10 protein-coding genes are annotated in these 14707 nt (G+C 73.0%); 3 read left to right on the plus strand and 7 right to left on the minus strand.

Annotated elements, in window-relative coordinates; all coding sequences use genetic code 11:
* The first annotated feature begins 348 nt into the window (after nt 1-348).
* On the plus strand, nt 349-825 hold the full coding sequence (locus tag ACIOJE_RS25865; RefSeq protein ID WP_280684073.1) for a DUF2267 domain-containing protein: 477 nt from the start codon (nt 349-351) through the stop codon (nt 823-825).
* Here the strand turns inward: ACIOJE_RS25865 and manA are convergent.
* From manA to ACIOJE_RS25900, 7 genes are all read right to left on the minus strand, one after another.
* Nucleotides 708-1958, minus strand: coding sequence for a mannose-6-phosphate isomerase, class I (manA, locus tag ACIOJE_RS25870; protein WP_400779169.1), 1251 nt, complete (start codon nt 1956-1958; stop codon nt 708-710). The two genes, ACIOJE_RS25865 and manA, sit on opposite strands and share 118 nt — an antisense overlap.
* A 24-nt stretch (nt 1959-1982) precedes the next feature.
* Nucleotides 1983-2933, minus strand: coding sequence for an ROK family protein (locus ACIOJE_RS25875; protein ID WP_400779171.1), 951 nt, complete (start codon nt 2931-2933; stop codon nt 1983-1985).
* A gap of 161 nt (nt 2934-3094) precedes the next feature.
* Complete coding sequence (locus tag ACIOJE_RS25880) at nt 3095-6136, minus strand: alpha-mannosidase (protein ID WP_400779173.1); 3042 nt, start codon at nt 6134-6136, stop codon at nt 3095-3097.
* A gap of 52 nt (nt 6137-6188) precedes the next feature.
* Entirely contained in the window at nt 6189-7457 is a 1269-nt protein-coding gene (locus ACIOJE_RS25885; RefSeq protein WP_400779175.1) for a glycosyl hydrolase, read from the minus strand.
* A gap of 105 nt (nt 7458-7562) precedes the next feature.
* Nucleotides 7563-8516 (minus strand): carbohydrate ABC transporter permease, encoded by a 954-nt coding sequence (locus ACIOJE_RS25890; RefSeq protein WP_400779177.1) that lies wholly within the window; start codon nt 8514-8516, stop codon nt 7563-7565.
* Nucleotides 8517-8521: 5 nt separating this feature from the next.
* Nucleotides 8522-9394, minus strand: coding sequence for a sugar ABC transporter permease (locus ACIOJE_RS25895; protein WP_280684061.1), 873 nt, complete (start codon nt 9392-9394; stop codon nt 8522-8524).
* Nucleotides 9395-9490: 96 nt separating this feature from the next.
* Nucleotides 9491-10780, minus strand: coding sequence for a sugar ABC transporter substrate-binding protein (locus ACIOJE_RS25900; protein ID WP_280684059.1), 1290 nt, complete (start codon nt 10778-10780; stop codon nt 9491-9493).
* A gap of 169 nt (nt 10781-10949) precedes the next feature.
* On the opposite strand from ACIOJE_RS25900, the gene ACIOJE_RS25905 reads away from it, so the two are divergent.
* Both ACIOJE_RS25905 and ACIOJE_RS25910 read left to right on the plus strand, forming a co-directional pair.
* On the plus strand, nt 10950-12026 hold the full coding sequence (locus ACIOJE_RS25905) for a LacI family DNA-binding transcriptional regulator (protein ID WP_280684057.1): 1077 nt from the start codon (nt 10950-10952) through the stop codon (nt 12024-12026).
* Between the two features lie 213 nt (nt 12027-12239).
* Nucleotides 12240-14684: a discoidin domain-containing protein gene (locus ACIOJE_RS25910; protein WP_400779180.1), complete on the plus strand. Its 2445-nt coding sequence runs from the start codon at nt 12240-12242 to the stop codon at nt 14682-14684.
* Nucleotides 14685-14707: the final 23 nt, after the last annotated feature.

A 14707-nucleotide genomic window follows, 5' to 3' on the forward strand; every position in this document is an offset into this window, starting at 1 on the left:
GTAGCCCCCGCGCCGGACCGGGTGCGGGCCGGCGGCGTGATCGACAACGGCGTCGATCCGCCCGGCCGGTCTCCCTCCCGCCGCGCCGCAGTAGGCTGAGCAGCACGGGCACCGGGACGCCCCACCGCGGTCGCGGGCCGCGTCGGCGTCACCGGCCGGACCCCGCCGCCTCCGGTCACCGGCCTTCCGTCGCAGGCCACCGGCCGACCGTCGCCGGCCGCCGTCCCACCAGGCCTCTTGTCGCCTGTCACCGGGCCGTCGGCCTCCGGCGCCGGCGATCGGGCCCCCGGCCGTCAGGCGGGCCGCCGCCGGTTCCCGCGGGATTCCGCCGACCGGAAGGAGGACGCGATGACCAGCTCCCGGGAGGACTTTCGCGCCCGCGTCGTCGAACGCGGGGAGTACCGGAACGAGGGGGAGGCGGAGCACGCCATCCGGGTCGTGCTCGCACTGCTCGGCGAGCACCTGGTCGGGACCGCACGGGCCGACCTCGCCGACGCACTGCCCGAGACGTACGCCGCGATCCTGCGCGACGCCGGGCCCGCCGCCGAGCCGCTGACCGCCGAGCGCTTCGTGCGCGGTGTGGGCGGGTGGATCGACGGCGCGACCGAGGCGACCGCGCCGTGGGACATCGGGGCGGTGCTCAGCACCCTCGTCGACCTGGCTCCGAGGGACGTCGTCGACCGCGTGGTCGATCAGCTTCCGGACGGCTACGACCTGCTGTTCGGCTGCCCGACGCCCGCCTGGGCGGGGGCGCCGGTGGTGGCCCGGAACAGCTCCGCGCCCGGGCCGGTCAGCCCGACCGGTCCGGCGCCCGGCCGCAGGTAGGCGGACGCGCCGGGAGGCAGGTCGAGGTCCGCGAAGCCGGGTGCGTGCAGTCGGGCGCGACCCGCGACGCAGAGCAGGATCTGCGGGGTGGGCAGCTCCATGCGGGCGGCGGCCGCGCCGGGGTGCAGCCGGGAGAGGCGGAACTCCTCGGCGGGGGAGGGGAATTCGTCCTCGACGGGGTCGCGCGGGAGCGCCGCGAGGACGCGGGGTTCGCCCGCGCGGAAGGACGTGACCGCCAGCAGGCCGTCGACGTCCACGTGCTTGGGGGTGAGTCCGCAGCGCAGCACGTTGTCCGAGCTGGCCATCAACTCCACGCCCAGGCCCCGGAGATAGGCGTGCGGCACCCCGGCGTCCAGGTACAGGGCCTGGCCCGCGCGAAGCCGTACGTGGTTGAGCAGCAGCGCCGCGATCAGGCCCGGGTCGCCGGGGTACTCGTCCGCGGCGCGGGCGTAGCCGGCGCAGGCCTCGGCGAACGGGCCGCCGGCGGCCGCGACCCGCTGCAACGACCGGTTGACGTCAGCGAGTTGGCCTCTTCCGGGCCGGTCCTCGGCCAGGAACCGGCGCAGCAGCGCGGGCAGTACCTCGGCGGGGTGCCGCCCGCGCAGGGCCTCGGCCCAGGGGGCGAGCAGCGGGACGGCGAGCGCGTCCAGCAGCCGAGCCGTGTCGGCGGCCGGACGGAAACCGCACAGCGCCTCGAACTCGCCCAGTGCGCAGATCAGTTCGGGCTTGTGCTCGCGGTCCCGGTAGATCCGCCGGGGCGCGTCGAGTGGAATGCCGCGGGCCTCCTCGTCCGCGTACCCGGCCGCGGCCTGGGCCCGGGTCGGGTGGACCTGGAGGGAGAGCGCCCGGTCGGCGGCCAGCAGCTTGAACAGGAACGGCAGCGCCGGGCCGAAGCGCCGTACGGTGCCGGGCCCGAGCAGGCCGTCCGGGTCCTGGCGGATCAGCTCGTCCAGCGGCTGCGGTCCGTCGGGTCCGTCCAGGGTGGACGGCGCCGACGGGTGTGCGCCCATCCACAGTTCGGCCTGCGGGGCGCCGGTGGGCGGGGTGCCGGTCAGCGCGGGGATGGCGGTGGGCGAGCCCCACGCGTACGGGCGGACCGGGTTGTGGAGCAGGGCGAAGGGCGGGAGCGGCACGGCGCGGCCTCCGAAGGGTGCGGGTCAGCGGCAGAGCGCCGCGGCGCCGATCAGCCCGGCGTCGGTGCCGAGCTCGGCGCGGCGGACGTCGAGGCCGCGGACGTAGGACAGCGTGGCGTAGCGGTCGAGGTGGCGGGCGAGCGGCGCGAACAGCAGGTCGCCGGCGGTGGCGACGCCGCCGCCGACCACCACCCGGTCGAGGTCGACCAGGGCCGCGGTGGCGGCGATCCCGGCGGCGAGGGCCTGGGCGGCGCGGTCGAAGGAGGCGAGCGCGATCGGGTCGCCCGCCCCGGCGGCGTCGGCGACGGCGCGGGCCGAGTGGTCCTCCCCGCTCGGGCGCCAGCCCTCGGCGAGGGCCCGGCGGGCGATCGCGGTGCCGCTGGCGAGGCCTTCCAGGCAGCCGCGCGAGCCGCACGGGCAGGGCTCGCCGTCCAGCTCGACGGTGATGTGGCCGAGGTGGCCGGCGTTGCCGCTGGGGCCGGGCCGGACGGCGCCGTCGAGCACCAGTCCGGCGCCGACGCCCGTCGACACCACCAGGCACAGCGCGTTGTCCGCGCCCCGGGCCGCGCCCTGCCAGTGTTCGGCGGCGGCCATCGCGACGCCGTCCCCGGCCAGCCGGACGGGCAGGCCCCGGGCGGCCACCGCCGGGTGCGCGGCGACCTCGGCGACCAGCGGGAAGCCGCGCCAGCCGGGGATGTTGACCGGGCTGACGGTGCCGGCGGCGAGGTCGACCGGGCCGGCGCTGCCGATCCCGACGGCGGTCACCTCGGCCCAGCCGGCGGCGCCGGCCAGCTGGTCCAGCACCTCGTGCACGACGGCGAGCACGGCCGCGCCCGGCTCCTGGGCCGGGGTGGGCAGCTGGAGCCGGTGCCGCAGCCGCCCGTGGCCGTCGACCAGCGCCCCGGCGATCTTCGTGCCGCCGATGTCCACGGCGGCGAACAGCGGGGTGGCGGCGGGCGGCGGGGTGAGGGTCATCGCGGCGGGCTCCAGGCGAGTGCGGGCAGGGGGTGGCGCCCGGCCCGGTGGGGCCGGGGCGCCGATCAGCGTAGTGGGGCGTCCGAGGCGCACGGCCCCCGCGACGGGTGGGGCCGCGGGTGGCGTACCCGCGGCCCCACCCGCCCGGTCGGCCGCCCCGGTCAGCCGGCCGCGCTCAGGCGCAGCGTGACCAGCTCGAACGGCCGCAGCGCCAGCCGCACCCCGCCGTCCTCCAGGGCGACCTCGCCGCGGGTGCCGTCCCACGGCCGCTCCAACAGGTCGCAGGGGACGGCCCCGGCCAGCGGGTAGGAGGTGGTGAGCCGGCCCCGGGCGCGCCCGCCGCCGGCCTCGTAGACGCGGACGATCAGGTCGCCGCTGCGGTCGTCGGCGAGCTTGACCGCGCTGACCACCAGGGCGTCGTTGTCCAGCTCCACCAGCGGCGCGACCTGCTCGGCGCTGCCGGTGACGCGCCGCTCGGGCAGGCCGATCCGGTAGCCCTCGCGGACGGCGTCGCCGATCGCCGCGCCCGGGACGAGGGCGTGCCGGAAGTGGTGCAGGCCCTGGTCGGTCTTCGGGTCGGGGAAGCGGGGTGCGCGCAGCAGGGAGAAGCGGACCGTGGTGGTGGTGCCGCCGTCGGTGTCGCGCACGGCGCGGGTGACGTCGTGCCCGTAGGTGGAGGCGGTGACCAGGGCGACGCCCCAGCCGGGCTCGTCGAGGTGGACGAAGCGGTGGTTGCAGGCCTCGAACTTGGCGGCGTCCCAGCTGGTGTTGGTGTGGGTGGGCCGGTAGAGGTGGCCGAACTGGGTCTCGGCGGCGTAGCGCTCGGTGTGGACGTCCAGCGGGAACGCGGCCTTGAGGAACTTCTCGGTCTCGTGCCAGTCGACCTCGGTGTCGATGTCGAGCCGCTGCTCGCCCGCCCGCAGGGTGAGCGTCTGGACGACGGTGGACGAGCCGAAGGAGCGGGACACCCGGACGGTGGCCTGGTCCGGGGCGGAGAGGGCCGTCACCGCGTCCACGGCGGTCAGGTCCGTGACGGTGTTGCGGTAGAACTCGTCGACGTCCCAGGCGTCCCACATGTTGGGGAAGTCGGGGTGCAGCTGGAGCAGGTTGGCCCGGGTGCCGGGGGCGACGGTCTCCCGGCCGCTCGCGACCTCGACCACCGAGGCCACCAGGCCCTCGCCGTCCACGACCACGTCCAGCAGCCCGTTGCGCAGCAGGTAGCCGCCCTCCGGCCGCTCGACCACCTCGCAGGCGCCCGCGCCGGAGGCGGCCGGGGCAGCCCCGCCCGCCGGAACGGCCGAGCGCGGGTGCGGCGCCGCGTTGAAGACCAGTTCGCGCTTGCCGGAGGCGTCCCCGGCGAGGGCCTGCTGGGCCTGCCCGATCAGCGACTCCAGCTCCGCGGCCACCGCCGCGTACGTCGCCTCGGCCTCGCGGTGCACCCAGGCGATGGAGGAGCCGGGCAGGATGTCGTGGAACTGGTGCAGCAGGACGGTCTTCCAGATCCGGTCCAGCGGCTCGTACGGGTAGGCCGCGCCGGTGCGCAACGCCGCGGTGGCGCACCAGAGTTCGGCCTCGCGCAGCAGGTTCTCGCTGCGCCGGTTGCCCTGCTTGGTCTTCGCCTGGCTGGTCAGGGTGGCCCGGTGCAGCTCCAGGTAGAGCTCACCGACCCAGACCGGCGGGTTCCGGTACTCGGCCTCGGCCTTGGCGAAGAACTCGGCGGGCCGCTCCCAGCGGACGGTGGCCGAGCCCTCCAGGTCCTTCATCCGGGCGGCCTTGGCGACCATCTCGCGGGTGGTGCCGCCGCCGCCGTCGCCCCAGCCGGTCGGGGCGAGCGAGTGCCGGGCCACCCCCTTGTCCTTGAAGTTCTTCGCCGCGTGGGCGATCTCGCTGCCCTTCATGGAGCAGTTGTAGGTGTCCACGGGCGGGAAGTGGGTGAAGATCCTGGTCCCGTCGATGCCCTCCCAGAGGAAGGTGTGGTGCGGGAACTTGTTGATCTGGCTCCACGAGATCTTCTGCGTCAGCAGCCACTTGGAGCCGGCGTTGCGGATGATCTGCGGCAGGCCGCCGGTGAAGCCGAAGGTGTCCGGCAGCCAGGCCTCGTGGTTCTCCACCCCGAACTCGTCCAGGAAGAACCGCTTGCCGTGCACGAACTGGCGTGCCATCGCCTCGGAGCTCGGCATGTTGGTGTCGGACTCCACCCACATGCCGCCGGCCGGGACGAACCGCCCCTCCGCCACCGCCTTCCGCACCCGCGCGTACACCTCGGGGCGGTGCTCCTTGATCCAGGCGAACTGCTGCGCCTGGGACATGGTGTAGAGGAAGTCCGGCTCGTCCTCCAGCAGCGCGGTCATGTTGGCGGTGGTGCGGGCCACCTTGCGGACGGTCTCGCGCAGCGGCCAGAGCCAGGCGGAGTCGATGTGTGCGTGGCCGATCGCGCTGATCCGGTGCGCGGACGGCACGGCGGGCGCGGCCAGCACCCCGGAGAGCTCCGAACGGGCGGCGGCCGCGGTGCCGTTGACGTCCTGGAGGTCGACCGCGTCCAGCGCCCGCTCGACGGCGCGCAGGATCTCCCAGCGGCGGGCGCCCTCGACCGGCAGCTCGGCCATCAGCTCGCCGAGCACCTCCAGGTCCAGCACCAGCTGCCAGACCGTCTCGTCGAAGACGGCGAGGTCCATCCGGGTCAGCTTGTACTGCGGCTGGTCACCGGCGGTGTCCTTGTCGCCCAACTCGGTGGGCAGGAAGGGGTGGTAGTCCAGGATCACCGGGTTGGAGGCCGCCTCGACGTGCAGCAGCACCTGCTCGCCGCCGGCCGCGGGGGCGGCGATGCGCACCCACTGGTTCTGCGGGTTGAGGCCCTTCACCGGGGTGCCGTCCGGGCGGTAGACCAGGCCCTCGCACTGGAAGCCGGGCATGTTGGCGTCGAAGCCGAGGTCGATCAGCGCCTCGACCGTCCGCCCGGCCCAGGCCTCGGGCACGGTGCCGGTCACGGTCAGCCAACTGGTGCCCCAGGGCGCGCCCCAGGCGTCGCCGACCGCGATCGGGGTGCGCGGCGCGGCCAGTCCCTCGGCGACCGGCACGGGCTCGCCGGGCGCCGTCCAGACGCCGACCTCCAGCGGGACGGACTCGGGGTAGACGGCCGGGCGGATGCGCTCGTCCAGGACGCGCTTGAGGCGGGACTCGACCAGGGTGCGGTCATCGTGCATGTCGGCAGGCTCCGTTGCGTGACTGAGGGGGAACGGCAGGGGCAAGGGGTTGTCAGAGGGACCGTACGTCGTCCGGGTGGACCACCTCGGTGATTCCGCGCGCCGCCAGGTGCGCCCGGTCCCCGGCGCGCTCGGCGAGGACGGTGGTCGGGCGGGCGCCCGCCTCGGCGAGGCGCATGAACGCCTCGTAGACGGCGCCGCCGGGCCCGCAGACCGAGCGCTTGGGCGAGGTCACCTCGTCCCCGGTGGCCACCACCACGGCGGTGGTGCGCGGCGCGGGCGGCTGCCAGGAGCGGCGGGCCTCGGCGGCGGCCTCGGCCAGCCGGGCGCCGGCCGGCTTGACCTTGCGGTCGGTGGTGAGCAGGCCGAGGCTGTACTCCAGCTCGGGGAAGTCGGCCAGCGAGCGGTCCACGTCGTGCGAGCACCACCAGGTGACGCCCCACAGGTCCGGGCAGTCCAGCACGGCCTCGACGGTGGCGCCGGTGAACCGGGCCGCGTCCTCGGCGGTGATGTGCGGGGCGGGGGCGCCGACCTCCTGGAGCCAGACCGGGCGGGCCGGGTCGTCCGCCCAGGCCTTGGAGAGCTCGACCAGGTAGGCGGCGTGCTGCGCGGTGGCGGTGGAGTGCGCGCCGTAGCGCTGGGCGGTGCCGTTGAACACCCAGGAGTGCACGGCGGTGGCGGCGCCGATCCGGGCCGAGTGCCAGGGGGTGAACGGGTGCCCGTCCAGGTACCAGGCGGCGTCGTAGGAGGCGTGCAGGTGCAGCCGGTCGGGCGCGCCCTGCTCGCAGGCGTCGAGCATCCGGCGCAGCCAGGCGTCGGCCTGCTCCGGGGTGATCCGGTCGGGGTCGGGGTGCGGGTCGCCGGAGAACTGGTTGATCTCGTTGCCGAGCGTCATGCCGAGGAAGTTGGGCCGTTCGCGCAGGGCCTCGGCGAGGGTGCGCAGGTAGGCGGCCTGGCCGTCGATGACCTCGGGGTCGGTGAAGATGTTCCGCCGGTGCCAGGTCTGGGTCCACGAGGGCAGGAAGTCGAAGCTCGACAGATGGCCCTGCAGGCCGTCCACCGCGACGTCCAGGCCGCGCTCGCCGGCCGCGTCCACCAGGGCCGCCAACTGGTCGACGGCGCGCGGGCGGATCAGGGTGCGGTTGGGCTGGAACAGCGGCCAGAGCGGGAAGACCCGGACGTGGTCCAGGCCGAGCGCGGCGACGGAGTCGAGGTCGGCGCGGACGGCGTCGAGGTCGAAGTCGAGCCAGTGGTGGAACCAGCCGGCGGTGGGCGTGTAGTTGACGCCGAAGCGGGGGCGCTGCGGTGCGGGGGTGGTCATGGGCGGGTGCTTCCTCAACGGGGTTGGGGCGAACGGGCGGTGGGGCCAGGGCTGGGCTCACGGTGCGCGTCGCGTCAGCGCGCGGCGGGAACGGTGAGCCAAGCCCTAACCCTTGACGGCACCCTCTTCGACGCCCTTGAAGAAGAAGCGCTGGCAGACGCCGAACACCACGACGATCGGCAGGAAGGCGATCATGGTGCCGGCCGCGATCAGCCGCGGGTTGGCGGAGAAGGTGCCGTTCAGGTACTGGAGTCCGACGGTGAGGGTGTACTTCTGCGGGTCGTTGAGCACGATCAGCGGCCAGAGGAAGTCGTCCCAGGCGCCGATGAAGGTGAAGATGACGATCACGCTGAGCATGCCGCGCACGTTGGGCAGGCCGATGTGCCAGAGCCGCTGCCAGACGGTGGCGCCGTCGACCAGGGCGGCCTGGTCGAGTTCGAGCGGGACGGCGGCGAAGGCGGTGCGCATCAGCAGCACGTTGAGCATCGCGATCGCGCCGGGCAGGGCGACGCCGGCCAGGCTGTCGGCCAGGCCGAGGCTGCGCACCAGCACGTACTGCGAGACGATGGTGACCTCGCCGGGGAGGACCAGGGTGGCGAGGAAGAGGCCGAGGACGAGCTTGGCGCCGCGGAAGCGCAGCCGGGCGAGCGCGTAGCCGGCCAGGGTGCAGCCGACCACGTTGCCGGTGATGCAGACGGCGGCGACGATCAGCGAGTTGAGGGCGTAGGTCCAGACCGGGATGGTGTCGGCGACCTTGCCGTAGTTGCCGAAGGTCAGCTGCTCGGGCAGGAAGCTCGGGGTGCGGGTGTAGACGTCCTCGTTGGGACCCTTGAGGGAGGTGGAGAGCTGCCAGAGGAACGGGCCGACCACCAGCAGCAGGACGAGCAAAAGGAGCAGGTAGCGGGCGGCGGTCTGGGCGGGGGAGGGGGTGTTGAAGCCCCGGGAGCCCCGGGAGGCCCGAGAGGCCCGAGAGGCCCGAGAGGCCTGGGAGGCCTGGGAGTCCCGGGCGGGCTTTGTGGTCGTGGACGGCTGCGAGGTCTCTGAACGGCTGGAGGTCATGGGGTTCAGGCCGCCTTCCGGTTCAGGCGCATCAGGAGCAGCATCGGGCCGAGGGTGATGACGAACAGCATCAGGCTGAGCGCCGAGGCGTAGCCGAGGTGCCCGTTGAAGCCACGGCTGTACATCTGGATCAGCATCACCACCGACATGTCCCGCCCGCCGGGGCCGCCCTGCCCGTGCGAGAGCACGTACAGCTCGGAGAAGACGCGCAGCGCGCTGACCGAGATGAGGACGGAGATCAGCATCATGGTCGGCCGCACCCCGGGCAGGGTGACGTGCCAGAACCGGCGGAGGGGGCTGGCGCCGTCGACGGCCGCCGCCTCGTGCAGTTCGCGCGGGACGTTGGCCAGCGCGGACAGGTAGATGACCATGTAGTAGCCGAGCCCCTTCCAGACGGTCAGGGCGATCGCGCTGAACAGCAGCAGCCAGCGGTCGGTGAGGAAGGAGACCGGGGAGTCGGTCAGCCCGCTCTGCTGGAGCATGCCGTTGACCAGGCCGCGGTCGTCCAGGACCCAGCCCCAGATCAGTGCCACCACGACGGCGGAGGCGATCACCGGGGTGTAGAAGGCGGTGCGGAAGAAGGTGATGCCGGGGATCTTCCGCTGGACGAGGAGGGCGAGCAGCAGCGGCAGGACGGTCAGCAGGGGCAGGCAGACCAGCATGAAGACGATGCTGTTGAGCAGGGCGTCGGCGAGTTGTTCGTCGTCGAGCAGGCGCCCGTAGTTCTCCAGGCCGGTGAACTGCCCGCCGCCCAGGGGCTTGGCGTTGGTGAAGGACAGGATCACCGTGTTGACCGCCGGCCAGAGGTTGAAGACGGCCAGCCAGAGTAGTGCGGGCCCGGCGAGCAGCCAGGGGGTGAACCAACGCCGGTGGGTCATGCCGTTGCCTTCCTGGGGGTGGTGCGGGTCATTCCCGGGGGCGGCGGGCCGAGGGGCTCCCGCCGCGTCGCCGGTACGGTCGGGGTGGCGGTGGGGTCAGCCCTTGAGCAGCTTGTTGCACTGCTCGACGGCGGAGTCCAGCGCCTGCTTGGAGCTCGCGTCGCCGCTGATGGCCAGCGCGATCTGCTGGTTGATGATGGTGCTCATCGCGTCGTCGACCTGGACGGGCTGGATCAGCTTGGCCTTGGCGAGCGAGTCGAAGGCGACCACCTTGGCGTCGCCGGAGTTGCTGCCGTCGCTCTTGCTGAAGAACGGGTCGTTCGCGGAGGCCTTGGTGGACGGGAAGACGCTGGTGAGGTGGGAGAACGCGGCCTGGTTCTCCGGGCTGGTGACCCAGCGGGCGAGGGCGACCGCGGCGGCCGGGTTCTTGGTGGTCTTCGGGATGGACAGGCCCTGCACGTACAGCGGCGGGACGCCCATCGTCGGGGAGGAGGTCATCTTCGGGGCGAGCGTCGGGTTGTCGGTGGCGAGGCTGGTGATGAAGTTGCCGCCGCCGGTGGTCCAGGCCGCCGTGCCCGCGTTGAAGAGCTTGGAGTTGCCGACGTAGGTGTTGGTCAGCACGTCCTTGGGCAGCAGGCCCTCCTTGAAGGCGTCGCGGTACTTGTCGAGCAGTGCGGCGGCCTCGGGGGTGTTGAAGGTGAAGGACTTGCCGTCGTCGGACATGATCTTCACGCCGGCGTTGTAGAGGTCGCCGAGGCCCGGCTTGCGGCTCATCAGGTAGGTCTGGCCGCCGGACTTCTCCTTCATCACCCGGGCCTGGGCGATCAGGTCGTCGAGGCTGGCGGGGAGCTTCTTCGGGTCCAGGCCGTTGTTGGTCAGGAGTTCCGAATTCCAGTAGTTCACATCGGTGTTGAGGTACCAGGGGTAGCCGAAGGTGCCGTTCTGGCCGGTGTAGCGGTAGGCCTCGACACCGCCCGCGACGTACTCGTCGGCGAGCTTGGGGTCGGCCTTGGCGACGTCCAGCAGGAGGTCCTTCTTCGCCAGCGGGAAGGCGAAGTCCGGCGGGAGGTTGACCACGTCGGGCAGACCGCCGGCGGCGGCCTGGCTGAGCACCTTGTCGGAGTAGCCCTCGCCGGGCTGGTCGAGCCAGTCGACCTCGACGCCGGGGTACTTCTTCTTGAAGCCGTCGATCACGCCCTGCATGTAGTCGGTGAACTTGGGCTTGAGCGCCCAGGTCTGGATCGAGACCTTGCCCTTGACCTCGCCGGTGGCGGCCGCACTCGCCACACTGTCGCTGTTCTTGCTGTCGCCGGAGCCGAGTCCGCAGCCGGTGAGCGCGGCCGCGGTGAGGGCCGTCGTGGTCAGTGCCGCCCAGATTCTTCGCATGAGGGTCTCCCGGTCCTGGGGATGGGTGGGGGATCGTGCCGAGCTCGGGGGTGGTGCTGGTCACGGGGGTGGTGCCGAGTTCCAGAACCTGACGTACTAAACCGGTCTAGCTATGCCAGGGACTATGCTCCGGCCTAAACTTGGATGTCAAGAGAAGGAGTCGGGTTCTGTGGCCAGACCGACGATCGCCGACATCGCGCGCCAGGCCGGTGTCTCCAAGGGCGCGGTGTCCTTCGCGCTCAACGGCCGCCCCGGCGTGAGCGAGGCGACCAGGGCCCGGATCCTGCGGGTCGCCGAGGAGATGAACTGGCGCCCGCACAGCGCCGCGCGCGCCCTCGGCGGCGCCCGGGCCGACGCCGTCGGCCTGGTGATCGCCCGCCCGGCCCGCACCATCGGGGTCGAGCCGTTCTTCAGCCAACTGCTCTCCGGCCTCCAGGCGGTGCTCTCGGCCAGCTCCGTCGCGCTGCACCTGATGGTGGTCGAGGACACCGCCGCCGAGATCGAGGTCTACCGGCGCTGGGCCTCCGAGCACCGGGTCGACGGCTTCATCGTCGTCGACCTGCAGGTCCGCGACCCGCGGTTGCCGGTCCTGGACGAACTCGGCCTGCCCGCCGTCGTCCTGGGCGGGCCCGGCCGGGGCGGTGGGCCGCTGCGGATCTGGGCCGACGACCGGGAGGCGATGCTCTCGATCGTCGACTACCTGGCCGCCATCGGGCACCGCCGGATCGCCCACCTGGCCGGCCTGCCGCACTTCCAGCACACCCAGCGACGGATTCGCGCGCTGCGCGACGCCTCCCGCCGGCTCGGACTGGAGGAGGCCGTCTCGGTGCCCACCGACTTCAGCGACGCCGAGGGCGCCGCCGCCACCCGCGCCCTGCTCTCCCGGGCCCGCCGGCCCACCGCGATCGTCTACGACAGCGACGTGATGGCCGTCGCCGGGCTCGGCGTGGCCGGGGAGATGGGCGTGGCGGTGCCCGGCGAACTGTCCATCGTCTCCTTCGACGACTCCGTGCTGGCCCGGATCGTCCACCCGCCGCTGACCGCGCTCAGCCGGGACACCTTCGCGCTCGGCGAGCAGGTCGCCCGCAGTCTGCTGGCGGCCCTCGACGAAACCGGGGCCGGGCGCGACCTGCAGATGCCCACGCCGCGGCTGACCGTGCGCGAGTCCACCTCGCCGCCGGGGGCGGACTCGCCCGCAGGAGTGGTTGTTGCGCGAGTCGTTGACAGCGGTTCTGAACCGGTTTAGCCTCGGCGCCGAGCGGGGGCCCCGCTCGGCGCGCTCTCATCCCGGCACCCCCGGCCGGCCTGCCACCCCGAAGACCCGCCGGCCGTGGCGGCGAACCGTCACCCCGATGAGCACCGCCACGCCACATGCACTCGGACCCGTCCGCGCAGACGGGCCCGTCCCCACCCTCCTCCGCTCGATCGGAGCCACCGCATGTCACGACGGATACCCCTGATGTCACGACGGATGCCCCTGCTGCTCAGCGCCGCGCTCGCGACCGCCGCGCTGGGCGCCGCACCCGCCGCCCACGCCGAGCCGAAGGCGCCCGCCACCCCGGCCGCCACCACCGCCGGCAGCCAGCCCTACGCCTCGTACTGGTACCCCGACACCATCCTGAACTGGGACCCGGCCACCGACCCGGACGCCCGCTTCAACCGCTCCCGTGTCCCGCTCCAGCCCCGCACCAGCGACCCGGCCCTCAAGGCGAGCCCGAACGCCCGGGCCGGCGAAGGCAGGATCGCCTCACTGGTCTCCTTCGGGCCCACCTCCAACAACCCCTCCCAGGGCTCCGCCGACCCCAACTACTACGCCTTCGGCTACTGGCAGTACGTCGACAAGCTGGTCTTCTGGGGCGGCTCGGCCGGCGAGGGTCTGATTCTCGCCCCCAACCCGACCGTCATCGACGCCGCCCACCGCAACGGCGTCAAGGTCTACGGCACCGTCTTCTTCCCGCCCGGCGCCTACGGCGGCCAGCTCCAGTGGGTCCGCGACTTCGTCCAGAAGTCCGGCAACCGCTACCCCGTCGCCGACAAGCTCGTCCAGGCCGCCCGGTACTACGGCTTCGACGGCTGGTTCATCAACCAGGAGACCGGCGGCGGAGACGCGGGCCTGGCCACCGAAGTGCGCAACCTCATGCAGTACACCAAGGCGCAGAGCGGCACCGACTTCATGTGGTACGACGCCATGACCACCTCCGGCTCGGTCAACTGGCAGAACGCCCTCACCTCCGCCAACTCGCCCTTCCTCCAGGACGGTTCGAAGCGCACCTCGGACTCGATGTTCCTGAACTTCGACTGGAGCTCCAGCGGCCTGAACTCCTCCCGCACGCTGGCCCGGCAGCTCGGCCGCAGCGAGTACGACCTCTACTCCGGCATCGACACCGAGGCCAACGGCTACAACACCGGCGTCGACTGGAACAGCCTCTTCCCGGCCGGCAAGCCGCACACCACCTCGCTGGGCCTCTACCGGCCCGAATGGACCTGGAAGTCCGCCACGGACCGGGCCGACTTCTACGCCAAGGACGCCCGCTACTGGGTCGGCGCCAAGGGTGACCCGTCCGCCGTCAACCCCTCCGACAGCTGGCCCGGCCTGGCCGGCTACGTCGCCGAGTCCTCGCCGATCACCGCCAAGCCCTTCGTCACCAGCTTCAACACCGGGCAGGGCGACTTCTACAACTCCGCCGGCACCCGGGTCGCCACCGGCGGCTGGAACAACCTCTCCCTCCAGGACGTCCCGCCGACCTACCGGTGGGTGGTCAACTCCACCGGCAGCAAGCTCACCCCGTCCGTCGACTTCACCGACGCCTACCAGGGCGGCTCCTCGCTGCGCCTCACCGGCACCCTGGACGCGACCAACACCGTGCGGCTGTACGAGACCAAGCTCCCGGTGGCGGCGACCACCAAGCTGGACCTGGTGGTCAAGACCCCGGCCGCCGGGCCGACCAAGCTCAAGGCCGCGGTCTCCTTCACCGACGCGCCGAGCAGCTTCACCACGATCGACCTGGGCGCCAACTCCGGTACCGGCTGGGAGCGGCACAGCCTCGACCTGTCCCCGTACGCGGGCCGCACGATTGCCCAGATCGCCCTCCAGGCCGACGGCTCCGACCCCTCCTACGACGTGCGGATCGGCCAGGTCTCCGTCTACGACGGCGCGGTGGACACCCCGGCGGCGCCCAGCGGCCTCACCGTCCTCGGCGCGAGCGACGTGACGGCGGGCTCCAGCCAGTCGCTGCGCCTGTCCTGGACCGCGGCGCCCGGCGGCAACGTCCACCACTACGAGGTGTACCGGCGCAACGCCGACGGCAGCCGGACCTTCCTCGGCGCGACCCCCAACGACGCGTACTTCGTCGGCCGCCTCGACCGGGCCGGGACCGAGGACGCCACCACCCTCGACGTCGAGGCCGTCTCCACCACCTACGGCCGCTCCACCGCCGCCTCCACCACCGTCGGCTGGACCGGCACGCCGCCCGCGACCGGCAGCAACCTGGCGCTGAACCGCCCGGCCACCGCCTCCGGCCGGTGCAACGCCAACGAGGGCCCCGCGAAGGCCGTCAACGGCAGCGTCAACGGCGGCACCGGCGACAAGTGGTGCAGCCTGGACAGCTCCAAGTGGCTCGAGGTGGACCTCGGTTCGACCAAGAGCCTGTCCACGTTCGTGGTCAAGCACGCGGCGGCGGGCGGCGAGAGTGCCTCCTACAACACCCGCGACTTCTCGATCCAGGTCCGCTCGAACACCACCGACCCGTGGACCACGGTCGCCAACGTCACCGGCAACACCGCAGGCACCACCACCCACCCGGTGACCAGCACGGCCCGCTACGTCCGCCTGGTCGTCACCAAGCCCACCCAGAACACCGATCCGGCCGCCCGCATCTACGAGTTCGAGGCCTGGGGCCAGTAGGCCCCCGTACCGACACCGAAAGG

The organism is Kitasatospora sp. NPDC087861 (assembly GCF_044742585.1).
Taxonomy (GTDB): Bacteria; Actinomycetota; Actinomycetes; order Streptomycetales; family Streptomycetaceae; genus Kitasatospora.

What these genes read in the sequence shown, in the direction of transcription:
- ACIOJE_RS25880 (WP_400779173.1), bottom strand. Translation starts at nt 6,136, where the DNA reads ATGCACGATGACCGCACCCTGGTCGAGTCCCGCCTCAAGCGCGTCCTG.
- ACIOJE_RS25885 (WP_400779175.1), bottom strand. Translation starts at nt 7,457, where the DNA reads ATGACCACCCCCGCACCGCAGCGCCCCCGCTTCGGCGTCAACTACACG.
- ACIOJE_RS25875 (WP_400779171.1), bottom strand. Translation starts at nt 2,933, where the DNA reads ATGACCCTCACCCCGCCGCCCGCCGCCACCCCGCTGTTCGCCGCCGTG.
- ACIOJE_RS25865 (WP_280684073.1), top strand. Translation starts at nt 349, where the DNA reads ATGACCAGCTCCCGGGAGGACTTTCGCGCCCGCGTCGTCGAACGCGGG.
- ACIOJE_RS25910 (WP_400779180.1), top strand. Translation starts at nt 12,240, where the DNA reads ATGTCACGACGGATGCCCCTGCTGCTCAGCGCCGCGCTCGCGACCGCC.
- ACIOJE_RS25895 (WP_280684061.1), bottom strand. Translation starts at nt 9,394, where the DNA reads ATGACCCACCGGCGTTGGTTCACCCCCTGGCTGCTCGCCGGGCCCGCA.
- ACIOJE_RS25900 (WP_280684059.1), bottom strand. Translation starts at nt 10,780, where the DNA reads ATGCGAAGAATCTGGGCGGCACTGACCACGACGGCCCTCACCGCGGCC.
- ACIOJE_RS25890 (WP_400779177.1), bottom strand. Translation starts at nt 8,516, where the DNA reads ATGACCTCCAGCCGTTCAGAGACCTCGCAGCCGTCCACGACCACAAAG.